Genomic DNA, 19,742 nt, shown 5'->3' on the forward strand with positions numbered 1-19,742 from the left:
GGGTTTTCATGAACTGAATCGGGCATGCTTACCAAAAAAGGCAAATACGGCCTCAAGGCCCTCGTGCATCTGTCAGGCTTGCCGGTCGGCCAGCTCGCATTCGTCAACGACATTGCCGTCGCCAACAACATCCCGAAGAAATTCCTGGATGCCATTCTGGGCGAATTGCGCAATGCCGGCTTCGTCCAGAGCCGCAAGGGCAAGGAAGGCGGCTATCGCCTCGCCCGGCCGGCCTCCGAGATTAAGATCGGCCATGTCGTGCGTGTCCTCGACGGGCCGCTGGCGCCAATCCCTTGCGCCAGCCGCACCCAATATCAGCGCTGCGAGGATTGCGACGAAGCGACATGCCAGGTCCGGAACATGATGCTGGAGGTGCGCCAGGCGATCGCCGAGGTGCTGGACAATCGCAGCCTCGCCGCGATGCGCGACGCCGACAATGACGATTTTCCAGTCGAACTGACGTCGCAGATCTGATCAGCCGCCGCTAAAGCGGGATCCGCGCCGGCGAAGCCGGCTCATGAATTCGCCTCGAACAGGCTCACGACATCGCCGACAATGTCGGCGACCGGGCGCGTCGCATCGAGCGTCAATGCGTTCTCGTCGGCTGCCGGCGCTTCGAGCGTGGCGAACTGGCTGTCGACCAGGCTTGCCGGCATGAAATGGCCCTTGCGGGAGCCGACACGCTGCTTTGCGGTCGCGGGATCGATTTCCAGATAGAGGAAAACGATGTCTTGGCAAAAGCCGCGCAGACGTTCGCGGTAGCTGCGCTTCAGCGCCGAACAGGCGGCGACCACGCCTTGCCCTTCGCCGACCGATCCCGCAATGCGCCGGCCGATCGCGTCGAGCCAGCCTTCGCGCAATGCGTCGGTCAGCGGCTCGCCTCTTCCCATACGCGCGACGTTTTCCGGCGGATGCAGCCGGTCGCCCTCGACGAAGATGGCGCCCAACGCTGCGGCCAGCGCTTCGCCGACGGCCGACTTGCCACAACCGGCGACGCCCATCACCACGACGGCCGGTGCGGACCGGACGGCATCCCTCTGCATTTGTGCTGCCTTTTCGTCCACGATGCGGGTCAGCGGCTGGCCGGCGCGCGGCCGTAAAGCAGGAGCATGGCGACGATGACGACGCCGTAGATGATCTGCCGGCCCGCCTCCGGCATCTGCATGACCGAAAGAATGGATTGCAAAAGCGTGATCAGGATGACGCCGGCGACCGTGCCGAGATAGGAGCCGCGGCCGCCGAGGATCGAGGTGCCGCCAAGCACGACCGCTGCGATCGACGGCAGGAGATAGGCGTCGCCCATCGACTGCGCCGCCTTGGAGGCATAGCCGGCCAGAAGCACGCCGCCGAAGGCGGAGAGCCCGCCGGACACGGCGAAGGCGATCAGCACCACGCGCCGCGTGTCGATGCCGGAGAGGTAGGCGGCGCGCTCGCGGTTGCCGATGCCGTAGACGGTACGGCCAAAGCCGGTGCGGGTCAGCACGAAGACCGTCGCAGCGCCGATCAGCGCCCAGATAACGACCGCGTTGGGCACGCCCGGAATGGCAAAGCCGGTCGCCAGATAGCGCATCGCCGGGGTTGCCGAATCCTGCGGCGAGAAGCCGCCCGTATAGACCACCATCAGCCCTTGCGCGACGGCATTGGTGGCAAGCGTGATGATCATCGAGGGAATGCGCAGATAAGCGACGCCGATGCCGTTGACGACGCCGATCGCGACGCCGCAGAAAATGCCGAACGGGATCGCCAGCGCCACGCCGACCGGGCCGTAGGCGGCGGCCGCACAGGCCATCATTGCGCCCGCCGCCACCGACCACGGCACGGACAGGTCGATCTGGCCGAGCAGGATGACCAGCATCATGCCGGTGGCGATGACGCCGAGAAACGAGGCCACCTTGAGCTGCTGCAGCAGATATTCCGGCGACAGGAAGCTGCGCGAATAAAGACTGCCGACAAACAGCAGCAGCACGATACAGGCAAAGGCCGTCAGCACCGCGGGGTCGGCGCGGCGGATGAATTTCGGCATGCGGCCAGCGATGCCGCCGACGGTCGTTTCGCTCACAGGAACCACTCCAGCCGGTTGCGGACCCTGAACAGGGCGAAGGCGCCAAGGCTGACGGCGATCAGCAGGATGACGCCCTGGAACAGCGGCTGCCAGAGCGGATCGAAATCGAAGACGAAGAGCAGGTCGCCGATGGTGCGGAAGGCGAGCGCCCCGAAAATCGCGCCGATGGCGCTGCCCTTGCCGCCGAACAGCGAGACGCCGCCGAGCACCACGGCGGCGATCGAGAACAGCGTATAGGCATTGCCGCTGGCATAGGCCGCCTCGCCCGTATAGGTGAAGAAGGTCAGGAACAGCCCGCCGATCGCGGCCAGCAGGCCGGCCAGCGCATAGGCGGCGAATTTGCCGCGGCGGATCGGCACGCCGGACATGTAGGCCGCCATCTCAGACGATCCGGCCGCATAAGCCGCGCGGCCAAGCACGGAGCGGCTGAACGGCACCCAGACGACGAGCACGACGGCCAGCAGCGCCACCAGGCTCGCCGGCACCACGCCGAACAGCCGCCCGGTCAGCGCGTCGGCGAGATCCTCGTTGACCGAGCCGCCCGGGAAGGGTCTCAAAAGCAGCGCGATGCCGAAATAGACCGCGCCGGTGGCGATGGTGGTGACGATCGGCTGCAGCCGTCCGTAGATGACGATGGCGCCGTTGATCGCCCCGCACAGCAGCCCGGTGCCAAGCACCGCGACGACGCCCAACGCGGTCTCGATGCCGGTGCCGATGACCAGCCATGAGGCCAGGCAGTTGGTCAGCAGGAAGATCATGCCGACGGAAAGGTCGATGCCGGCGGTGATCACCACCAGCGTCTGCGCCATGGCGACGAAGGCAAGCAGCACGCCCTTGTTGGAAGCCGTCTGCACGACATTGGCGGTAAAGCCCGCTGGATGGTTCGAGGTGTAGATCGTAAACATCACGATGAAGATGCCGAACGCCAGCAGCGTTCCGCGTTGTTCGGCAAGCCAATAGCGCCAATCCTTCACGCGTCCGCTCCTCGGGCTGGCGTCTTCGCCATGCCTCTAACAGGCATCTCTTCGCCATGGATGTTGAGCGCGCTGGCGATCAGCGCCCGCTCGGTGATCTCGGCGCCGACTAGCTCGCGCTTGACCGCTCCGTCATAGAGCACCAGCACCCGGTCGCAGCAGCCGATCAGCTCGTCATAATCGGTGGAGTAAAACAGGATCGCCGCACCTTGGTCGGCAAGCTTGCGCATCAATTGATACAGTTCCTGCTTGGTGCCGACATCGATACCCCGCGTCGGGTCGTTGAGCAGGATGATGCGCGGCTGCCGCATCAGCCATTTGGCGATGACGACCTTCTGCTGGTTGCCGCCGGACAGCGCGCCGACCGGAATGTCGAGCCCTGCCGTCTTGATCGCCAGCAGACCGACCATGTCGTCGATCAGCCGCTGCTCGGCGGCACGGTCGATGATGCCTGCCCTGGACAGCCGGTCGAGTGCGGCGAAGGAGAGGTTTTCGCGCACCGTCATCGGCAGCATCAGGCCTTCCGTCTTGCGATCTTCCGGGATCAGCGCCATGCCGATCCGGTCATCCCGGGCGGCGGCCGGGCTGGCGATGACCGCTGGCTTGCCATCGATCAATATCTGGCCGCTGAGGCCGCGCAACACACCGAAGAAGGCGAGCAGCAATTCGCGCTGGCCCTGGCCGTCGAGACCGCCGAGGCCGACGACCTCGCCTGCGTCGACCGTGAGCGAGATATTGTCCAGCCTGTCAGTCCAGGACAGTTTTCGCGCCTCCAGTACCGGAGCGGTGATAGCCGGCGCGCGCACCGGCTTCGGTGGGAAAATATGGCTGTATTCGCGGCCGATCATCAGCTCGACGACTTCATTGTCGCTCTTCGTGCGAGCCGCGTAGCTGGCGACGTTGCGGCCGTTGCGGAACACCGTGCACTGGTCGGCTAGCTCGGCGATCTCGTTCATCCGATGCGAGATGTAGAGCAGCGCCAGCCCTTCCGAGCGCAGCCGCTTCAAGACGCCGAAAATCTTCGCGACGTCGGCCGCGGTCAGCGCCGAGGTCGCCTCGTCGAGGATCAGGATGCGCGGCTTGCGTGCCAGCGCCTTGGCGATCTCGACCATCTGCCTTCTTGAAAGAGGAAGATCCTTGACCAGCGCCAGCGGGTGGATGTCGGCAGCGCCGGCGCGAGCAAGGGCTTCTTCCGCGATGCGGCGCTGCGCCTTACGGTCGATCATGCCGAAACGCCTGGGCGGATCGGAAATGACGATGTTGTCGGCGACGCTGAGTTCGGGGACGAGCGACAGTTCCTGGAAGATGCAGACGATGCCGGCCTGGTTGGCCGCGGCCGGCGACGCGAAGGTCACTTCGCTTCCGTCCAGCATCATGCGGCCTTCGTCAGGTGCGACGACGCCGGCCATGACCTTGATCAGCGTCGATTTGCCGGCGCCGTTTTCGCCAAGAATGGCGTGAATGCTGCCTGATGTAACCGAAAGCTCGGCCTTTTCCAGCGCCCGCACACCGCCATAGCGCTTGGATATGCCCTCCATGCGGAAGAGCGGAACCGCACCGTCCATCGGCCCCTCCCAAGGCGCTTGTTCTTTGGGACCGGCGCCGCGGGATAGCCCGCGGCGCCGAGCGACAGTCTACTGGTTTTCCTTGCTCTGGCCCATGATTTCCTGCGCGGTGAAGTTGATGCCGCAGGTCGGGAAAGAGTTGCCGACGAAGAAATTGTCGGATTGGTCGGGGAAATAGTCCTCGCCTTCCTTGAAGTTCGGATCCTCGACGATCGCCAGCGGCAGCTTCACCGCTTGCGGGACGACCTGGCCTTCGAGCGCGGCAATCGCCGTCTTGATGGCGACCGCAACCTGGGCCGGGCCGGTTCCGGCCGACGAGCATTTCAGCCCCTCTGCGGCAAACTTCGCGCAGAATTTGCGAAAGCCATTCTCCGTTTCGCCGCCGAACGGCACGAACGGATGCTTGGCATCGATCATCGCCTGGACGATGCCGGTGTCGCCGCCCTGCCCGGTGATGCCGTCGAAGGGACCGTTGGTGGCGATCGCGTCGGCCGTAGCCTTTTGCGCCACGCCATCGTCCCATTTGCCGATGACTTCGGTGACCTCCCACTTCTTGCCGGAAGCGTTGAAAACCTCGTGGATGCCGTTATGGCGGTCGGTGTCGACCGACGTGCCGGCAACGCCGCGCACCTCAAGGATCTTGCCACCATTGGGCACATGCTTGACCAGCCAGTTGGCCCACAACTCGCCAAGGCCTTTCTGGTCGACATTGACGTTGATGGCGTCCTTGGTGTCGAGAATGTTGTCGAAGGCGACCAGCACGACGCCGGCTTCCTTGGCGCGCTTGATGACCGGTCCGAACGCTGTCGGATTCTGCGCGTTGACGACGATCGCGTCATATCCGGAATCGATGAAGTTGTTGATCGCCGAAATCTGCGCCGGCACGTCTTCGCCGGTCGAGACGACCTTGAATTCCTTCAGTTTCGCCGCGACCTCCGGCTGCGCCGCATAGGCCTTCGCCGTCTGCACCATCTGGATGCGCCAAGTGTTGGCGATGTAGCCATTGGCAAGCGCGATGCGGTACGGGCCTTCCTTCTTGGGGAACTTGAAGAACTGCGTGTCGGCCGCCCACGGCGCGAAGCAGTCCGGCTCGGCGGACGGGCCTTTGACGATTTCGGCTTCGGCGAGCGCCGACGAGCTCAGCATGACGAATGCAGTGGCGGCAACGATGCCACCAACAAGTGACTTGAACATCGATATTCCTCCCAGTTGCAGTTTTTGATTGTGCCTACGCGTCTCGCGCGTCCGGCCCGGCACCTCCCGCCTTGCCCTTCGCGCCTTCCAGGCGGCCGAATGCCGACCCGATCTCCTCCCTTGTCGCTCGGCTAACCGAAGTAAAAACTATCATATTATACATAATAAACAAGCGTGAGCTGTCGCTTATATATAATAAACAGACTTCGGTCTTTGCCGCGTGCTTCCTCCCAAAGGCAGATGGTAGCGCTACCCATGACGCCGTGTAAAGCGTCATTTCGCGATGCCTGGAAGTGCTTTCAGCGGGCAGTGCTCTCGCGGCACCTGAGCTCGAAGCCGAGGTCGACGACCGGCTCTTGCGGCCGCTTGCCTGCAATCGCCGCGAGCGCCATCGCGACCGACAGCCGGCCGATCTCGTAGCGAGGCGTCCGGACGCTGGAGATGGATGGAAAAGCCACTTCCATCATGTCGAGATCGTTGAAGCCTGTGATGCCGATCGTCTTCGGCACGGCGATCGAGGCGCGGTGGCACTCAAACAGTACGCCGAGCGCAATGTCGTCATTGTTGCAGAAAACTCCGTCCAGCGTCGGCACCTTGGCCAGCGCGTCACGAAACAGTTCGCGCCCGAGCGTCACGCTGGACGGCACCGGCGTGGTGGTGATCAGCCGCGCGTCGAACAGACCGGCCGCCTCCATCGCCGCGCGATAGCCGGCCAGCCGACGCTGCGAGCGTGGGTCCATGCGCGCGCCGATGAAGCCGATGCGGCGATAGCCCGTTTCAATCATGTGCTCCGTCGCCGCCTTGCCGCCGTCGAAATGCGAGAAGCCGACCATCATGTCGACCGGATCGGGCCCGGTCTCCATGACCTGCACCACCGGACAGCCGGCCGTCTCGAGCAGTCTTCGCGACGTTGGCGTCTGGTCGATGCCCGCCACGATCAGCGCCGCCGGGCGCTGCGGGCCGAACACCTGCAGCAGCCGTTCCTCCTCGAGGCCGGAATAATGGGTATTGCCGAGCTGAATGCGGTAGGAGCTGTCGGACAGGCTGTCATAGATGCCGCGCAGCACTTCGGCAAAGACGCTGTTGGTGAGCGACGGCACCAGCACGCCAAAGACCTCGGCGCGCGCCGAAGCCAATGCTCGCGCATTCGGGTCGGGCAGATAGCCGAGTTCATCGACGGCCGCCTGGATCTGGCGGCGCAGATCCTCCGAAACACGCCCCGGCTCGCGCAAGGCGCGGGAAACCGTGATGGCGCCGACACCGGCCTTACGCGCGACATCGGCAATCGTCGGACGGCCGCCGCCGCGGCGCGAGCGCGGTTTGGTCATAGCCTTGTCCCGAACGCGGCGCCTTCGCCGAAGCGCGGCCGCGAAATGCTGTTCAGCGTCTTTGCCACTGTCGCCATGCCAACCCGACTTGCCGCACCCGTCTGGCGTCGCGCAGCCTTACCCCATTGTCAAGCGAACTGGCCAGGACAGCTACCCGAACTCGGGTAGCGCCACAGTTTGAATTTCGGCTGTGGGTGGGTTCGCGGGCGTCTTGTCGTCCACCGTGCTCAGGCTTCTACGCCGTGCGTCGTCCGCTGCGCCACCTCGTGGCATAGGGCAACGCGAATAAGTAGAGACCGCTGAGCATAAGCAAGCCGAGCGGGATCAGCGGCATGAGGTACACCCAGTAGGCGGGCTCGACACCTACGCCCAAGGTGATGAAGATGGCAGCGACGACCGCCGTAAAAATGATCGACAGCCAGCGGTGGAATTGCCGAATCCACGTGTTCCAGTTCATGAGCACCTCCTCTGAAGACGAGCTGAAGCGGATCGGGCGACCCGGCGGCAGCCTTCCTTGCTGCAAGCTTGTTTGATTTGAAGACGTCTTGTTGGCCATTGCCCGTTGGCGCCGGCACGCCTTACTCTATCCGCGCCAGGACTTGCTCCAGGTTAGTAAAGAACCGCTGCCATCCATATTGGGCACCCTGGTAGTACTGCTGCTGATCCGGCCGGAAGCCCAACTGCTCCATGCGCAGATGAGTCCCCGTGTTCGTAGGGGTGAGCGTCCAGGTGACGACACTTTTGAGATCCTTGGTATCCCACGTGTAAGACAGCGTCTTGTTGGGCTCGACTGCCTGGACCTGACAGTCGACCACCCCCCAGTCCGCGCTGAGATTGAAACGGTGCCCCTGGTATGGCTTGAAATCGTTCTTCATCAGCCACTCCTCGATCAGGTGTGATTGGGTGAGCGCGCGCCAGATCTTTTCCGGCGGAAAAGCGACCTCCCGTTCGACAACGACGGCGCGCGTTTCGGTCTCAGTATTGGTCATTGGTCCATCCTTTTGAGCAAATCTTCGAGGTTGTCGAACCGGCTTTGCCAGAACCCAGCCATTTGGTTCGTCCAGTCGATCAGCGGCGCCAAGGCACCGAGCTCCGCGCTATAGTGCGTCTTGCGGCCTTCATGACGGTCGCGCACCAACCCGGCCTGCTTCAGAACCCCAAGATGCTTTGACACGGCCGGTTGCGAGACCCCGGCCCGAGCGGTCAGGGCCGCGACGGTCTGGTCTCCGTCGCGACACAGCCGCTCGAAGATGGCCCGTCGCGTCGGATCGGCAAGCGTTTTAAAGAGGATCTCGTGGGGCTGTGGCATCGTAATCGATAACTCGCTGGCTATTTGATCAATCAATAACCGCCGAGATATGTGTAAGTCAAGCAGGAACGTGGCCCGGCGATGGCGGACTGTCAGCGACTAGTCAGCGAACTATGGTTATTCCAACGGCATCGACTGGCCAGTCGGGTCAGTGCTCAAGCTATAGCCGCAGCGCTGCGCCGCGCTTTCCACAGCAGCAGCACCATGGCGGCTATGTTCAGCAGGTTCCAGGCGATGCCGTTGAGGAACGCGGCGGCGTAGGAGCCGGTCAGATCATAGATCCAGCCCGACATCCAGCCGCCGATCGCCATGCCGAAGATGGTTGCCATGATTACGATGCCGACGCGCTGGCCAGCCTCCTTGGCGGGCATATATTCGCGCACGATGATGGCATAGCAAGGCACGATGCCGCCCTGCGACAGGCCGAAGACCAGCGAGACGACGTAAAGCGACGCGAGCCCGTCGAAGGGGATGTAGAACAACAGCGACAGGGCTTGCAGCACCGAGCCGATCAGCAGGGTTTTCACGCCGCCGATGCGATCGGCAAGGAAGCCGGACGCCAGCCGGCTGACGACGCCCGCCGCCATCATGATCGACAGCATGTCGGCGCCTCGCGCCACGCCGTAGCCGAGATCCATGCAATAGGCGACGATATGGACCTGCGGCATCGACATCGCCACGCAGCAGCCAAGGCCGGCGACGACGAGCAACACCTGCAGCGCTGCCGGTGACAGCGAGATCGGCTGGACCGGCCGGCTGCCGGGTGAACCGGGAGCGGCGGCATGTGGTGCGCCGCGCCTGAGCAGCAGGATCAGCGGCAGCATGGTCGCGAGGCAGACGACGCCGATCGCGGCATAGGTGAAGCGCCAGCCCTCGCTCTGCATGACGTAGGGCATTGCCAACGGCCAGATCACCCCGGCGAGATAGCTGCCGGCGGCGGCAGCCGTCACCGCGACGCCGCGGCGGCGGTTGAACCAGTGCGAGATGTCGGCGATCAGCGGCCCGAAAATCGCCGACGTGCCGACGCCGATCAAAAGCCCCTGGACAAGGGTGAACTGCAGGATCGAAGTGGTCAGCGACGCCAGCAGGAACCCGGTACCGAGCGTCACCGAGGCAATGAGCGCCGGGATCCAGTAGCCGATGCGGTCGATGGCGCGGCCGACCAGCACATTGCCGACGGCGAAGCCGATCATGGTCGCGGTATAGGGCGTCGAAGCGGCGGCGCGATCGACGCCGAATTCAGCCTGCATGGCGGGCAGCACCACGACCACCGCCCACATGCCGACGCCGCCGATCGTCGCCAGCAGCACGGAAATGCCGAGCCGCATCCAGGCATAGGCGCTGTCGATGCCGCGGCTGCTTGCCTGGCTGGAGACGGTTGTGGTCAAGGCGTTTCCTGTCCGCGATTCTGCAAAATCGACCGGTTCGACACCACTATCGGTGCATTGGCGGCGCCGTGCAGCGCCACGACAGGCAAATCCGTGGCTCCAGGGATTCGAGCTGCGGTGGAACAGTGGCTGCCGTCCCGGAGTTTTCTATCAACGCACCAATGGAAGGAGTTTGTCATGACCGCGAAAAGGAAATGGTCGGCCGAGGTCACCGAGCACAGCGACGCGCTGGACCTCGAGGAACATATCTTCGAATCCCACGATCCCAAGAAGATCGCAGCCTCGCTGAAGCGATCGGCCGAACACAGCGAGCGGCGCAAGGCCGAGCCGTTCCAGTCCGCCATGTCGATGCTGAATTTCTACATCAACCGTGCCGGCAAAAACCTGCCGGCCGAGCAGAAGAAAGTGCTGGAGGACGCCAAGGACGAGCTGCGCGCCGCGTTCGGGCGCCCGAAACAAGATTAGAGGATCGACTTTACCTCGACTTGATGACGCCGTCGGTGTTGGCCAGGAGCTTGCGGACCGCGTTGCGCGCCGCATCCGGCCGCTGCAGGCGGATGTTCTTTTCGATCGCTTCGTGCAGCTTCTGCGCGTGCTGCAAATCGTCCAGTTCCCGCGTCGTATACGCGAACAGATGATCGAACGCCGATTCGATCAGCACGCCGAGCGGCACCAGAAGATCGTTGCCGGATGCACGCAGGATGGCCAGATGAAACCGCGTATCGGCGCGCGTGCGCTCCTGCAGCGTCGTCGCCTCCCCCATATCCCGGCAGGCCTGGCTGATCTCGGCCATCTGCTCGTCTGTGCGCCGCATGGCGGCAAAGGCGGTCGCTTCCGGCTCGATGATGTGGCGGAACTCCTGCACCGTTTTCAGGAACACCTCGCGGTCGGGCGATGTCGCGTACCAGGCGAGCACGTCGCGATCGAGCAGGTTCCAGCGCTCTTTCGGCTCGACCCAGCTGCCGATCTTCGGGCGCGAGGCCAGCAGGCTCTTGGCCATTAGCATCTTGATCGCTTCGCGCACCGCCGAGCGGCTGACGTCGAAGGTCTCCGACCATTTGGCTTCATTGGGCAGGATGGTTCCCGGCGGATAGTCGCCGCGCACGATCCTGAGACCGATTTCATTGGCCAGCGACGCATGCACGCTCGACCCAGGCATACGCGCCGCGTCGGCGCGACGCACGACTGCCGCGCGCTCGGCGGACGCCGCCTTGGCCGGTGTTTTTCTCTTATTCGGCTTGCCGTCCCGCATGCGTTCACAAAGTCCGGATTCCGAAAGCTGTCAAGCACGGGAAAAGCCTCGGGCTGCAAAGCCTGCTTCTGTGCACAGATCAGCCCGGATGCATCGACCCCATCATGTCGTTTTGACGTATTTCCGCCAGCTGTGTTCCGGGCGGAATCCGAGCATATCCCGCGCCTTGCGGTTGGAGAGCAGCGTTTCGTATTCACCAAGTTCGCCCTTGACCGGCACGCCGGTATAAAACCGCTTCAGCAATTCGGCCGTCGGCAGGTCGGACGAGGTGTCGTCATTGGCGGCGTTGAACACCTGATAGCCGAGCCCGTCCTTCTCGATGGCGCGCAACGTGATCTGGCCGAGGTCGCGCGCGTCGACATAACTCCAGGCGATCCGCTTGCGGAAACCCGGATCGGCGAACCATTTCGGAAACAGCGAATATTCATGCGGCTCGATGACGTTGCCGATGCGCAAAGCGTAGATGTCGATGCCGCTGCGCAGCGCGAAGGCGCGCGCCGTCTTCTCGTTGACGATCTTCGACAGCGCGTAGCTATCCATCGGATCGACATCGTACTCCTCGTCGAGCGGGAAATGTGTCGGGTCGCGCGGCTCGTTGGCGAAGACCAGCCCATAGGTCGTCTCGCTGGAAGCGATCACCACCTTGCGGATGCCGAGCTTCACCGCCGCCTCGATGACATTGTAGGTGCCGAGCGCGTTGATGCGGAACACCTCGTTGTCGGGCGTGATCATGATGCGCGGGATCGCCGCGAAATGCACCACTGCATCGACTGGCTGCGCGCGCAGCGACGGGTCGAATTCATGCAGGCCCATATAGCTCGACAGCGCATTGAACACCTGCCCGCTGTCGGTGATATCGGTGATCAAGGTGCGCACCTTGGGGTTGTCGAGCGGCTTGGTGTCGATGTTGAGCACCTGACAGCCCTGCTCGACCAGATACTGCACGACGTGACGCCCGGCCTTGCCGCTGCCGCCGGTGAACATGATCCGCTTCGTCATTTTGCTCTCCACATTCCCTAAGATTCATGTGTATTGTCAGACAATATGGCATTCCGCAATCGCCTGCCAACCGCCTGCGGCGAAAACCCGCTTCAACAATTCGCCTGCCAAAGTGCAGCGCCGTCATCGATATCAGCAACACAGGACGACACGACATGAACACGACCGCCGCGAGCGAGAAGATCGGCTTCATCGGACTTGGCTTGATGGGCCACGGGATCGCGAAGAATATCGTCGATAAGGGCTATTCCCTGACGTTTCTCGGCCGCAAGAACCGCGCGCCGGCGCAAGACCTGCTTGGCCGGGGTGCGGAGGAAGCCGCGACCTCGCGCGACGTGGCAGTGGCATCTGATATCGTCTTCATCTGCGTCACCGGCTCGCGCGAGGTCGAAGCTATCATCCGCGGGCCCGGCGGCCTCAAGGAAGGCCTGAAGAAGGGTTCGGTGGTCGTTGATTGCTCGACCTCGGATCCGACCTCGACGGTAACGCTTGCCGCCGAACTTAAGGCGCTCGGCGTCGACTATGTCGATGCCCCGCTGAGCCGCACGCCGAAGGAGGCGTGGGAAGGCACGCTCGACGCCATGGTCGGCGCATCCGACGCGGTCTTTGCCCGGCTGAAGCCGGTGCTCGACACCTGGGCCGGACGTATCGTCCATATCGGCGACACCGGCGACGGCCACCGCATGAAGCTGCTCAACAATTTCATTTCGCTGGGCTATGCGGCGATCTATTCCGAGGCGCTGGCGCTGGCGCAGAAGGTCGGCATCTCGCCGCCGCGCTTCGACAGCGTCATCCGCAACGGCCGCATGGATTGCGGCTTCTACCAGACCTTTATGCGCTGGACGCTGGAAGGCGACCGCGACGCGCACAAATTCACCATCGCCAACGCCTTCAAAGACCTCACCTATCTCGAATCGATGGCGGGTGCCGCCGGCATCGCCAACCCGCTCGGTAATGCCACCAAGAACGCCTTCGCCGGCGCATTCGCCGCCGGGCCGGCCGATCAGTATGTGCCGATGCTGGCCACGCATATCGGCAAGGTCAACGGCGTCGACCTGACGCCGCCTACAGCGCCACGCGTCCGATAGGACGCGCAATGAAGGCTGCAGAGCCGACATGGAATTTCATGAGCCCAAAGCCTGATTCATTGCAATAGAACCAGGCGCTATGCTCCTGTTTGATCATCATCTTCCGAACCGAACCTTTAGGACTACCATCTAGGGGCAAACCCAACCAGCCAGCGCAAATGGCCAAGATGGGTAGAATGTTGCCATTCGTCTCGCCGATGAGAACGAGCAAGTGGCGCCAATTGCCGACCTTGCCAGCGACGCCGGGAAGGTCAAGTCTCGGCCCCAAGGGAGGCGCTGGCGAAGGAACCATCCCTGCGTTGGTCGACAAGGTGAGCGCTGTAGAAGGCGACGAACCGGGTGCGGGCGCGAGCCCCACTACCCAAGCTTGTGACAAAGTCGATCGAGCACGTCTCGAAGCGCATTAGCGGCTTGGTCACGCTCGTCAGCAGACATCAGCTCGGGTTCAGCCTCCAGCCTGAGATGCGGCAGCACGGTTCGAACGGCGCTGCGGGCGGCGACCATATTGGCCTTCAGATCGATGACGCGATAGGTGGCGACCGGATAGGCGATCCCCTTGACGTGGATGTGCCCCAGTTCGTCGCAGTCGATCATGTCCTTCACTTGCGCAAACGTCTCATAGGAAATGAGCACGGCGCCCGGCGGCGCCTCCTGCTCGAGGCGTGAGGCGAGGTTCACGGCGCCGCCGATGATCGTGTAGTCCATCCGGTCTTCGCTGCCGAAGTTGCCGACGGTGCAGTAGTCGGTATGGATGCCGATGCGGCAGCGCAGCGGCGTTTCGATGCCGATGTCACGCCAGATTTCGGCAAGGTCGGTCATCCGCTTCTGCATGGCGAGGGCCATCTCGACGCAGGCGAGCGCGTCCTCCTTGACACCGCGAGTCTCCGGATCGCCGAAAAACATCAAGATCGCGTCACCGACATACTTATCGATCGTTGCGCCGTGATCCGAAGCAATTTTCGACATTTCCGTCAGATAGTGGTTGAGGAGCTGGGTGAGATCCTCGGACTCCATCTTGTCAGTGGTCTCGGTAAAGCCAGCGATGTCTGAGAAGCATATGGTCAGCTTCTTGCGCTGGCTGGCGATCCTGACGTCCTGACGGCCGGAAAATATCGATTTGTACACCTGCGGCGCGAGATACTTGGCCAGCTTGTTGGAAAGCGCCTCGAGAGCCGCGGATTTCTCGGCGAGGTTCTCCTCCCGTTGCTTCAGCTCCGTGATGTCCGAGTAGACGGCGACCGTTCCGCCGCCGGTGATCCGCCGCTCGCCTATCATGATCCATCGTCCATCGCCGCGCCGCTGCACCCAGGGGTCGCCAGGGTTGCGGTGCCGGGAGAGCCGCTCGGCGACCCATTCCTCGACCCGCCCCTCAGCATCCTTGATGTAGCCGCGCTCAGCAGACCGGCGGATGATGTGCTCGAATATCGTGCCGGGCGTCATTTCCTCCAGGCCGGCGTAGAGCAGTTCGCGATAGCGGCTGTTGCTGAGGACGAGCCGGTCCTGCCCGTCGTAGAGAGCGAATCCCTCGGAGATGCTCTCGATGGCATCGACGAGCCGCTGGCGCGCCTCGGCGACCTCGCGCAGGTTCTTTTCCTCGACCTCGACCGCGGTGTCCCGGAACAGCCTGAGCGCCTCGGCCATGCGGCCGATTTCGTCTCGGCCGGCGGCAGGTAGGGGCGCTCGAAGGTTGCCGCCAGCGATCGCGAACATGCCTTGGCTCACCGCCCCCAGCCGGGCGAGAAGGCTTCGGTCAACATAGAGCCAGACCACCAGAACCGAACTCAGAAGGCTGAGGAAGGCGGAGCCAAGGACAACTCCGGTGCCGTAGCGCTGGACGACCGCGGCTTCGAGACCGGACGCGGTGATCTCGCGGTCCGCCGCGGCGACCAGCCGATCAACGGCAGCGGTGAGGCTGCGCGACAGCCGATTGTTTTCGCCGAGAAGCTTTTCGCCCTGCGCCAGGACGGCTAGCTCGTCCTGGCGGGCCTTGGGGATGCTCTTTTCGCCATCGATCAGCGCCTTAAACTCGTCCACCCGTTGTCGAAAGCGGACCTGCAGCTTCTCGGCGATCTCGGCGGAGATCGTTTCCAGAGCGGCAAGGGACCGGCGCAGCGGAAACAGGATCAACGCCAGATCGCCCGGCGTCGACGCGTCCGCCGTCCTGACCAGAGCGTCGTTGACCGCCGACATCTCCTGGTGCGCCCTCTGTTGGGGGATGTAGGCTGCAATCGCCTGGACGAGATCGGCCATGACCGCCGCGCTTCGATCCGGCGCGAGCGATGCGTCGGCCGCGGCCCGCCACTGCGCGAGCCTGGAATTCATCACTAGGATGCCGGGGGCCACGAGACGCTGGCCTGCAATTGTCGTCGCCGACAAGCGGCGCAACAGCTCTTCCTTGCGCGCGACCACGGCGAGGCGCGTGGCAACAAGGTCGTCGAGAGCGTCGAGGTTGCGCCTGAGACCGAACACCGCAGCCTCGATCTCAGCCACCGCTGGCGTTCCAAGCGCGGCACCCTTGAGCGCGGCCAGCAGCTCCTCGAGGCGCGTCATCTCGACCCCGATCGCGGCCGAGACTTCGTTGTGCCGGGCTTTGCTAGTTGACGTCAGCACGGCCGGCGCAATGGCCGCGACCCGCTCGGCTTGGCGCGACAGCTGGAGGGAGGCAAGCGCCGACGGCACTCGATCCCTGGTGATGCGGTCGACGACGTCGCCGACCTGGAGAAAGGCATACAGGGCAGCCGCTGTTGCCAGCACTGCGAAGGCGCTGATCCCGAAAAAAGCCAGCAGCAGGCGGCCGCGTATGCCGAGGCGTTCAAGCATCGCGGCAACGCTTTGATCCGAATGAACCCGCTAACGTGGTCTGCATCAGATATCTCAAGCGGCGCGCCGTCGAATTGGCCCTTACTCGACCGGCACGTACTCTCCACTTCGCCAGACGTACCATACCCAGTTCTGGGTCGAGAGATCGCCCTTGTCGTCGAAATCGATCGAGCCCAGGACAGTGTCGAACTCCTGCCCGCGCAGGGTCGCGATGACCGTCGCCAGCTCCAGCGAACCTGCCTTCTCGACCGCCTGCGCCCAGACCTGGACGGCAGCGTAGCTCAGCAGCGTGTAGCCTGCGGGCTCGAAGTTTTCGGCACGGAATCGCTCCACTACCGGGGCCGCTTCGGGGTTTCGCCGTGGGTCCGCGGAGAACGTGAAGAGGGTCCCCTCGGCCGCGGGGCCGGCGATCAGGGCAAATTCCTCGGTCGCCAGGGCATCGCCGGAGATGATCTGAACCGCGTAGCCGCGGTCGCGTGCGGCGCGAACAATCAGCGCAACCTCGGCATGATACCCACCGACATACAGCACGGCGATGCCAGCGGCCTGTAGTGCAGCGACCTCGGCCGAATAGTCGTCCTTGCCTGGGGTGTACGCGTCGTAGACAGCTTCGGTCACGCCCCGCTTGTTCAGCTGCTTTCTGGTCTCATCGGCGAGACCTTTCCCATATGTCGTGGTGTCGTGAAGGATCGCGACCTTCTTTTCGCCCCAGCGATCGGCTAGGTGGTTGCCGGCCACGATACCTTGCGTATCGTCGCGACCAATGACGCGGAAGACGTTGGCCCGACCCTGTTCGGTCAGCTGCGGATTGGTCGATCCCGGCGAAATCTGCAGAACTCCCGCCGCCTCGTACACTTTCGATGCCGGGATCGAGGCTCCGGAGCAGTAATGACCGATGACGAGCACCACGCCATCAGCGACCAGCTTCCGGGCTGCCACCACCGCCTGCTCGGGATCGCAGAAATCGTCGACCGCGATTAACCCCACCTGCTGGCCGAGAACGCCGCCCGCCGCATTGAAGTCGGCAACAGCCATCTCTGCCCCACGCTGCCCCTGCTCACCAATCCAGGCGAGCCGTCCCGTCATCGCGGCCGAAACCCCGACCAATACCTCCGCCCGCGCGGGGCAGATGAACAACGCCGCGAGCGCCACAAAAGCCACTGTGATGATACGCATGGATGACACCCCAAGCGTGTAGTTTACGCCAATCCCGTCAACGCCGACAGTCCTTTCCGCGAACGTGGATATCTTGGCTGTTCCTACAGCGCACTCGTCTCGTCTTTGATTAGGCTTATACCTGGATTTGCCGTATCCCTGCGCGGGTTAGTTGACGGCTAAAGCGCTCGCGCTTGCCGAGGTTCTCAACAAAATCGGGCCTAAGCGGTTGTTGCCATCGCGTGCTACGAAGTGGATTGCCCCCTTTGCAGACGTTCCGGCCCGACCTACGAAGGTCGCTTTCGGGTCATGGGCGGGAATTCGGCCGAGCGCGAACGAGTTTCCGCTTAGAGCCGAACTTTGCCGTTCAGAGCGATTGCGTTTGACCTTATCGCCGCGACCGCCCGATAACGTCGTCGGTGTTGGCGAGCAGCCTGTGCACGGCATTCCTTGCAGCCGCCGGACGCCTGAGACGGATGTTCTTTTCGATCGCCTCGTGCAGTGACTGCGCCCGCCGCTGGTCGCTGGTCTCGCGGGTGACAAAGACGAACAGATGGTCGAGCGCGGATTCGATCAACACGCCGAGCGGCACCAGGAGGTCGTTGCCCGACGCTCGCAGGATGGCGAGATGAAATCGCGTATCGGCGCGGGTGCGCTCCGGCAGCGTCGCCGCCTCGCCCATCTCCCGGCAGGCCTGGCTGATCTCAGCCATCTGCTCGTCGCTGTGCCGGATCGCCGCAAAGGCGCTGGCTTCCGGCTCGATGATGTGGCGGAATTCCTGGACGGTGCGCAGGAACATTTCGCGATCGGGCGCCGTGGCGTACCAGGCCAGCACGTCGCGATCGAGCAGGTTCCAGCGCTCCTTCGGCTCGACCCAGCTGCCGATCTTGGGGCGTGAGGCCAGCAGGCTCTTGGCCATCAGCATCTTGATCGCCTCACGCACCGCCGAGCGGCTGACGTCGAAGGTTTCCGACCATTTGGCTTCGTTGGGCAGGATGGTTCCCGGCGGATAGTCGCCGCGCACGATCCTGAGGCCGATCTCGTTGGCCAGCGACGCATGCACGCTCGATCCGGGGATCAGCGCCGCATCGGCACGGCGGGCGCCGGTTGGACGGGCGGCCGGTGCCTTGACCTTGGCCCGTGCCTTGACCTTGGCCCGTGCCTTGACCGTGGTAAGTCGCTTTTTCAATCTTGCGTCCGACATCCATGTTCCCCGGCACAGGCTGAACTCAAGGCGCGGCAAAGCGGGAGCCTATCGCCCCGGCAATGTCACCTCGCACGTTTTTCATGAACCGGTGTGACGGGGCGCCCGTCGATCGGACGCCCCGAACTGCGAACCTACTTCTGGATGCAGGTATCGACCGTATCCTTGGTGCACTCGTCGAGACCGGTGAAGACCGGATCGGCGACGGGCTTGCCTTCGATCAGGTCGATCATCACCGAGGGCGCCTTGTAGCCCATCTCGAACGGCCGCTGGCCGACCAGCGCGGTCACCAGACCCTCCTTGGCAATGGCCACCTCGTCACCGATCGTATCGGCGGCGCCGATGACGAACTCGTTGCTGGCGATCTTGTCGGCCATCGGCTTGAACAGGTCGCGATAGGGCTGCGGCGCGCCGAACAGCGGCCAGCCGCCCATGATGCCGAAGGCGTCGAGATCGGGATTGGCGGCGAGGATATCGGTCATCGCCTGCACGCCCTTGGCGCCATCGTCATTGGTGAACACCGGGCAGCCGGCAACCTCGGTCCAGCCGCCCTCGCCGGCGAGCGCCGGGAGATCCTTCTGGCCTGAAAGCGCGTCGCGCATGCCCTGGGCGCGGCGCAGGATGTTGTCGGCCGCCGGATTGCCCTCAATGGTGCAGATCTTGCCACCCTCCGGCTTGCCCTTCTTGATGTACTCGCCGATCTTGTAGCCCATCAGGTAGTTGTCGGTGCCAAGATAGGTCTTGCGCAGCGCCGCATCTTCCTTGCTGAGGTCAGCATCGAGCGTCATGATCGGGATCGACGGATTGGCGCTTTTGATGGTCTGCGCAATCAGCGGCGCGTTGGACGGCGAAATCGCCATCGCCACCGTGTCCGGCTTGCTCAGCATGTCCTGGACGATCTGGGCTTCGCCGGCCTCGTCCGAAGTCGATGCTGGACCGGTGTAGAAGCATTCATATTCCGAGCTGGCGTTTTCCGAGTTCCATTTCTCGCAACCCTGGTGGATGGCCTCGAAGAACGGATTGTCGAGCCCCTTCACCACGATGACGAGCTGTTTCTTGGCCAAAGCCGGCCCGGCGCCCAACGCCAACACGGCGACGGCAGCGAGCAATAGTGATTTCCTCATTTCAGTCCTCCCTTGAAACAGACGGACACGGCGTGCCCGCCACACAGACCAGCCCGGATGCGCGATGACAGAGGTTCGTTTCGCGAGCGCTCGTGTCGTCAAGCCGGGCCGATAAGCATTTCCAGATGCGGTCGCGGACCAGCGCGATACGGACGCTGCCAGATCCTCGACCGATAAACCTCCGCCGATTCCGCCCGGCGAGCCGGGACAGGAGATCGGCATAATCTCCTCGACGCTTAGCTAATATCGGCTTGCGACCAACGTCAATTGCTATTTGTCC

Annotated in this window: 19 protein-coding genes; 3 read left to right on the plus strand and 16 right to left on the minus strand. The window is 63.4% G+C overall.

The window, feature by feature from the left end; all coding sequences use genetic code 11:
* The first annotated feature begins 24 nt into the window (after nucleotides 1-24).
* Complete coding sequence (locus BQ8482_RS37185; protein ID WP_029351604.1) at nucleotides 25-474, plus strand: RrF2 family transcriptional regulator; 450 nt, start codon at nucleotides 25-27, stop codon at nucleotides 472-474.
* A gap of 41 nt (nucleotides 475-515) precedes the next feature.
* Here the strand turns inward: BQ8482_RS37185 and BQ8482_RS37190 are convergent, their stop codons facing one another.
* The 10 genes from BQ8482_RS37190 to BQ8482_RS37235 form a co-directional block, all read right to left on the minus strand.
* Nucleotides 516-1,043 carry a gluconokinase gene (locus tag BQ8482_RS37190; protein ID WP_165848857.1) on the minus strand — a complete coding sequence of 176 codons (528 nt, stop codon included), beginning with the start codon at nucleotides 1,041-1,043 and terminating at the stop codon, nucleotides 516-518.
* A 29-nt stretch (nucleotides 1,044-1,072) separates the two neighbouring features.
* Nucleotides 1,073-2,059 carry an ABC transporter permease gene (locus tag BQ8482_RS37195; RefSeq protein WP_123152031.1) on the minus strand — a complete coding sequence of 329 codons (987 nt, stop codon included), beginning with the start codon at nucleotides 2,057-2,059 and terminating at the stop codon, nucleotides 1,073-1,075.
* Nucleotides 2,056-3,036 carry an ABC transporter permease gene (locus BQ8482_RS37200; protein WP_123152032.1) on the minus strand — a complete coding sequence of 327 codons (981 nt, stop codon included), beginning with the start codon at nucleotides 3,034-3,036 and terminating at the stop codon, nucleotides 2,056-2,058. Before BQ8482_RS37200 ends, BQ8482_RS37195 begins: the two co-directional genes overlap by 4 nt.
* Nucleotides 3,033-4,601 carry a sugar ABC transporter ATP-binding protein gene (locus tag BQ8482_RS37205; RefSeq protein WP_123152033.1) on the minus strand — a complete coding sequence of 523 codons (1,569 nt, stop codon included), beginning with the start codon at nucleotides 4,599-4,601 and terminating at the stop codon, nucleotides 3,033-3,035. Before BQ8482_RS37205 ends, BQ8482_RS37200 begins: the two co-directional genes overlap by 4 nt.
* Before the next feature lie 69 nt (nucleotides 4,602-4,670).
* Nucleotides 4,671-5,795: a sugar ABC transporter substrate-binding protein gene (locus BQ8482_RS37210; protein ID WP_123152034.1), complete on the minus strand. Its 1,125-nt coding sequence runs from the start codon at nucleotides 5,793-5,795 to the stop codon at nucleotides 4,671-4,673.
* 299 nt (nucleotides 5,796-6,094) lie between these two features.
* Nucleotides 6,095-7,123: an HTH-type transcriptional regulator GntR gene (gene gntR, locus BQ8482_RS37215; RefSeq protein WP_123152035.1), complete on the minus strand. Its 1,029-nt coding sequence runs from the start codon at nucleotides 7,121-7,123 to the stop codon at nucleotides 6,095-6,097.
* 235 nt (nucleotides 7,124-7,358) lie between these two features.
* Complete coding sequence (locus tag BQ8482_RS37220) at nucleotides 7,359-7,580, minus strand: hypothetical protein (RefSeq protein ID WP_027154326.1); 222 nt, start codon at nucleotides 7,578-7,580, stop codon at nucleotides 7,359-7,361.
* 121 nt (nucleotides 7,581-7,701) lie between these two features.
* The gene (locus tag BQ8482_RS37225) at nucleotides 7,702-8,112 is read right to left on the minus strand and encodes an SRPBCC family protein (RefSeq protein ID WP_123152036.1); all 411 of its coding nucleotides are present in this window, start codon (nucleotides 8,110-8,112) and stop codon (nucleotides 7,702-7,704) included.
* Nucleotides 8,109-8,432 (minus strand): ArsR/SmtB family transcription factor, encoded by a 324-nt coding sequence (locus BQ8482_RS37230; RefSeq protein WP_123152116.1) that lies wholly within the window; start codon nucleotides 8,430-8,432, stop codon nucleotides 8,109-8,111. Before BQ8482_RS37230 ends, BQ8482_RS37225 begins: the two co-directional genes overlap by 4 nt.
* A 155-nt stretch (nucleotides 8,433-8,587) precedes the next feature.
* Nucleotides 8,588-9,760, minus strand: coding sequence for an MFS transporter (locus BQ8482_RS37235; RefSeq protein ID WP_123152117.1), 1,173 nt, complete (start codon nucleotides 9,758-9,760; stop codon nucleotides 8,588-8,590).
* A gap of 237 nt (nucleotides 9,761-9,997) precedes the next feature.
* Here BQ8482_RS37235 and BQ8482_RS37240 point away from each other — a divergent pair, with 237 nt between their 5' ends.
* Entirely contained in the window at nucleotides 9,998-10,285 is a 288-nt protein-coding gene (locus tag BQ8482_RS37240; RefSeq protein WP_123152037.1) for a DUF3175 domain-containing protein, read from the plus strand.
* A gap of 10 nt (nucleotides 10,286-10,295) precedes the next feature.
* Here BQ8482_RS37240 and BQ8482_RS37245 read toward each other — a convergent pair whose 3' ends face one another.
* Nucleotides 10,296-11,072, minus strand: a complete 777-nt coding sequence (locus BQ8482_RS37245) for a FadR/GntR family transcriptional regulator (RefSeq protein WP_123152038.1) — start codon at nucleotides 11,070-11,072, stop codon at nucleotides 10,296-10,298.
* A 102-nt stretch (nucleotides 11,073-11,174) separates the two neighbouring features.
* Nucleotides 11,175-12,071: an NAD-dependent epimerase/dehydratase family protein gene (locus BQ8482_RS37250; protein WP_123152039.1), complete on the minus strand. Its 897-nt coding sequence runs from the start codon at nucleotides 12,069-12,071 to the stop codon at nucleotides 11,175-11,177.
* A 155-nt stretch (nucleotides 12,072-12,226) separates the two neighbouring features.
* Here BQ8482_RS37250 and BQ8482_RS37255 point away from each other — a divergent pair, with 155 nt between their 5' ends.
* Nucleotides 12,227-13,159, plus strand: a complete 933-nt coding sequence (locus tag BQ8482_RS37255; protein WP_123152040.1) for an NAD(P)-dependent oxidoreductase — start codon at nucleotides 12,227-12,229, stop codon at nucleotides 13,157-13,159.
* A gap of 357 nt (nucleotides 13,160-13,516) precedes the next feature.
* Here the strand turns inward: BQ8482_RS37255 and BQ8482_RS37260 are convergent, their stop codons facing one another.
* The 4 genes from BQ8482_RS37260 to BQ8482_RS37275 form a co-directional block, all read right to left on the minus strand.
* Complete coding sequence (locus BQ8482_RS37260; RefSeq protein ID WP_123152041.1) at nucleotides 13,517-15,979, minus strand: PAS-domain containing protein; 2,463 nt, start codon at nucleotides 15,977-15,979, stop codon at nucleotides 13,517-13,519.
* An 81-nt stretch (nucleotides 15,980-16,060) separates the two neighbouring features.
* A complete protein-coding gene (locus tag BQ8482_RS37265) occupies nucleotides 16,061-17,155 on the minus strand; it encodes a branched-chain amino acid ABC transporter substrate-binding protein (RefSeq protein WP_123152042.1) in 1,095 nt (364 codons plus the stop codon).
* A gap of 367 nt (nucleotides 17,156-17,522) precedes the next feature.
* On the minus strand, nucleotides 17,523-18,338 hold the full coding sequence (locus BQ8482_RS37270; RefSeq protein ID WP_123152043.1) for a FadR/GntR family transcriptional regulator: 816 nt from the start codon (nucleotides 18,336-18,338) through the stop codon (nucleotides 17,523-17,525).
* Nucleotides 18,339-18,472: 134 nt separating this feature from the next.
* Nucleotides 18,473-19,462: a sugar-binding protein gene (locus tag BQ8482_RS37275; RefSeq protein ID WP_123152044.1), complete on the minus strand. Its 990-nt coding sequence runs from the start codon at nucleotides 19,460-19,462 to the stop codon at nucleotides 18,473-18,475.
* Nucleotides 19,463-19,742 lie beyond the last annotated feature (280 nt).

The sequence above is a fragment of the Mesorhizobium delmotii genome (genome assembly GCF_900149755.1).
Classification (GTDB): domain Bacteria; phylum Pseudomonadota; class Alphaproteobacteria; order Rhizobiales; family Rhizobiaceae; genus Mesorhizobium; species Mesorhizobium delmotii.